Annotated in this window: 3 protein-coding genes; 1 reads left to right on the top strand and 2 read right to left on the bottom strand. The window is 64.8% G+C overall.

Annotated elements, in window-relative coordinates; genetic code table 11:
* A partial coding sequence (locus RMO40_RS01080) for a hypothetical protein (protein WP_309715115.1) occupies nt 1–193 on the top strand: 193 nt, incomplete at its 5' end.
* A 154-nt stretch (nt 194–347) separates the two neighbouring features.
* Here the strand turns inward: RMO40_RS01080 and RMO40_RS01085 are convergent.
* Together RMO40_RS01085 and RMO40_RS01090 are read right to left on the bottom strand one after the other, a co-directional pair.
* Nucleotides 348–1571 (bottom strand): type II secretion system F family protein, encoded by a 1224-nt coding sequence (locus RMO40_RS01085; RefSeq protein WP_309715117.1) that lies wholly within the window; start codon nt 1569–1571, stop codon nt 348–350.
* A gap of 94 nt (nt 1572–1665) precedes the next feature.
* Entirely contained in the window at nt 1666–3372 is a 1707-nt protein-coding gene (locus RMO40_RS01090; protein WP_309715119.1) for an ATPase, T2SS/T4P/T4SS family, read from the bottom strand.
* Nucleotides 3373–3883: the final 511 nt, after the last annotated feature.

The raw sequence follows: 3883 nt of genomic DNA on the forward strand, positions 1-3883 counted from the left end.
ACTGCTTGCGCGGCACGATCGCCAGCCAACCGGGTTGTTCTTTGCGTTTGAACATCACCACATGAACCAACAGCAAGCCAACCGGGATGGGGAGCTTGGGGTTTGGGTGATGCTAGGGAGAGGGGGCGAGGGCAGTGCCTCGATAAGAACGGCTTTTCGGCCGCTGCGGGGCAGTTCGAGCCTGTTGCTGTGAAGCATTTCGCGAACGGCGGCCAGGGACTTCGACACCTCAGGCCGAACGGTGAGCGAGCGCAGCGAAGCACCCATCAAGCAACGCCCGCGGAACTGGCTCTGCCAGGCCGCCAGGCGGCGCCCCATGGGGGCAGGAGCGCAGCGACTGGGGGGCCCTATTTCACGGCGGCTTTGCCCAAGTCCCAGATCGGGAGGAACACGCCCAATGCCAGGATCAGGACCAGCACCCCGAGGAAGATGATCAAGATCGGCTCGATCTGCGCCGACAGCGACTTGAGCTCGTACTCCACGTCCTGCTGGTAGAAGTCGGCCACTTCGCCGAGCATCTCGTCGAGCGTGCCCGACTCTTCGCCCACGGCGATCATCTGCAGCACCACCGGCGTGAAGATGCCGCTGGCCGCGGCGGTGCGCAGCACGCTGTCGCCACGCTCCACGCCGTCGCGCATCTTTTCGATGGCACGTGCGAAGAAGGCGTTTTCGACCGTGTTGGCCACCACCATCATGGCCTGCACCACCGGCACGCCGCTCTTGAGCGCGAGCGCAAAGCTGCGCGAGAAGCGCGCCAGTGTGGCCTTGCGGATGATCTTGCCGGCGATCGGGAACTTGAGCTTGCTGCGGTCCCAGATGTAGCGGCCGTGTTCGGTGCTGGTCCAGCGTTTGAATGCGAAGAACGCACCCGCGCCACCCACCAGCATGTAGGGCCAGGCCGCCAGCGTGAACTTGGAGAAGCCCACCAGGATCTGCGTCATGAAGGGCAGCTCGGCGCCGAAGCCGTCAAACACCTTCTGGAACGCCGGGATGACGAAGATGTTGACCACCATCACCGCCACGCCCATCACCGCCACCACGAAGCTCGGGTAGCGCAGGGCCGACTTCACCTGGTCGCGCATCAGCTTCTCGAACTCGAGGTGATGGAACAGGCGCAAGAACACCTCGTCAAGGCGGCCCGTCATTTCACCCACCCGCACCATGGCCACGTAGAAGCCAGAGAACACACCGGTCTGGCGAGCGAGCGAGGTCGACATCTCGTTGCCGCTCTCCAGGCTCTCGCGGGTGTGGCGGATCACCTCGGCCATGGCGGGTGCCGCCGATTCCTGCAGGCCGGCCAGGGCCCGCGTGAGCGGGATGCCCGCCTTGAGCAGGGTGTAGATCTGGCGGCTGAACATCAACAGGTCGTCGTGCTTGACCTTCTCTTTTTTGCCAAAGCCGATCTGGCGCGTGGCCATCGAGGCGGCGACGGCCGTGGCCTCGCTGATGTCGAGCGGCGTGCTGCCGGCGCTCATCAGGTCGCCGGCGATGGCGGCGGCCGAGGGGCCTTCGAGCACCCCTTTCAGCAGCGAGCCGCTGCTGTCGCGTGCGGTGTAGGTGAACTGGGGCATATCTCAGGCCCGTTCGCACTGAGCTTGTCGAAGTGCTTGTGCCGTGCTGCGCGCTGGCTTCGACAGGCTCAGCCCGAACGGAATCGACAGGGCGTCAACCATCGCTGTGGGCGGCCAGCGCCATGGTTTCAGACAAGGTGGAGCGGCCGCTCTTGGCCAGCGCCAGCGCGTTGCGCAGCAGCGTCTCCTTGCCGATCTGCACGCGTGCGATCTTGACGAATTCGACCGGCGAGCCGTGGTTGGCGGCCTGCACCAGCTCGGGCGTCATCTCCAGCATTTCATACACCGCCGTGCGGCCGATGAAGCCGGTGCCGTTGCAACGCGAGCAGCCCATGCCGCGCATGTACTTGCCCTCTAGCGCGTCGTCGGCGGCGTAGTGGTCGAGCCAGGCGGTTTCTTGCGTGGTGACGGTGTGCGGTGCCACGCAGTTTTCGCACACCAGGCGCACCAGGCGCTGGGCGATCACGAGGTTGAGCGACATCGCCACCATGTAGGGCGGCACGCCCATGTCGAGCAGGCGCACTGGCGTGGTCGCGGCGTCGTTGGTGTGCAGGGTAGAGAGCACCATGTGGCCGGTCATCGCGGCGCGCAGGCCGATCTCGGCGGTGGTCTTGTCGCGCATTTCGCCGACCAGGATCACATCGGGGTCCTGGCGCAGCGCGGCGCGCAGCACACGCTCGAAGGTGAGCTCGATCTTGTCGTGCACCTGCACCTGGTTGATGCCGGGCAGGCGGTACTCGACCGGGTCTTCCACCGTGATGATCTTGCGGTCGGGCGAGTTGATCTCGTTGAGCGAGGCGTAGAGCGCGGTGGTCTTGCCGCTGCCGGTCGGGCCGGTCACGAGGATCATGCCGCTGGTGCGGTGGAGCGCACTGCGCACCTTGGTCAGCATGCGCGGCCCCATGCCCAGGCGCTCCAGGCTCAACAGGCCACCGCTCTGGTTGAGCAGGCGCATCACCACCGATTCGCCGTATTGCGTGGGCATCGACGAGATGCGCACGTCGAGTGGGTTGCCGCGGATGTCGACGTGAAAGCGGCCGTCTTGCGGCAAGCGCTTCTCGGAGATGTCGAGGCCCGACATCAGCTTCAAGCGCAATACCAGCGCCGGTGCGATCTTCAGGTCGGCCTCGGTCTGCAGGTGCAGCATGCCGTCGATCCGAAAGCGCACATGCAGCTTGTGTTGCTGCGGCTCGATGTGGATGTCGGAGGCGCGCACCTGGGCGGCGTCTTCGAACAGGGTCTGCAAGAGCTTGACGACCGGCGCGTCTTTCACCGCCGCTTCGGTGCCCAGCAGCGCGCCGAAGTCGGCTTCGGTCTGCGCCAGCTCGGCGGTGAGTTCTTGCGACAGCGCGGTGATCTCGCCGGTGCGGCGGTACACACGGTCGATGGTCGAGAGCAGCTGCGTTTCGGTGACGGCGGCGAGCTCGATCTCGCGCTTCAGGATGCGGGTGAGTTCGTCGTAGGCAAAAAGGTCGCTCGGGTCGGCCATGCCCACGCGCAAAAAGCCGTTGCTGTCTTCGAGCACCAGGGCACGAAAACGCCGCGCCTGCGCTTCGGAGAGCAGGTTGACCAAGGCCGGGTTGGGGCTTTGCTGCTTGAGGTTGATGTAGGGGATCTTGAGCTGGCGGGCCAGCGCGCCGGAGATCTGCTCTTCGGTGACGATACCGCTGTCGACCAGGATGCGCCCGAGCTTGCGGCCGCTGGCGCGCTGCTGCTCCAGCGTGGCCTTGAGCTGGTCTTCGGTGATGAGCTCCTGGCGAACGAGCAGGTCGCCTAGGCGAATTTTTTCGGGTGGCGGCACGGTCGATCCTGACTTGCGTTGGCGGGCCCATGCGGCGGTTAGGCCGTGGGTTGGGGCATTGTCAAAGTTGACTGTCGGGTCGAAGCTTTGAATTGAGCGGGGTTTTGCTTGTAGTTCTTGGCTGCCCGTTCGGGCTGACCCTTCGACAGGCTCAGGACAGGGTCCGCTTCGCGGATCGAAGCCTTGTGCTCGCTTCGCGTAGGTGTTACTTCTGCCTGCCGGCGGGTGCGTCGGGATGTGCCCCCGACAGGGCAGTAACTTTCTTTTGCTTCGCCAAAAGAAAGTCACCAAAGAAAAGGCGACCCTACTCGCCGGTCGGCCTAGGGCCGACTGCTCTGCGCTGCTCGGTCTTTGGGGCTCGCGCCGAACTCACTTCGCGGCCTTTGGCCGTTGCGTTCAAACAGGCGGCGCAAAGATGACGAAGCACGCTGCGCGTGCAGCCCCAAAGCCCTGCGCTGCTCGACGACTCACCAAGGGGACCCGAAGAGTAATACGGTCGTTGCTTCGCAAC

It is taken from the genome of Rhizobacter sp. (assembly GCF_031412075.1).
In the GTDB taxonomy this organism is placed as follows: domain Bacteria; phylum Pseudomonadota; class Gammaproteobacteria; order Burkholderiales; family Burkholderiaceae_C; genus Rhizobacter.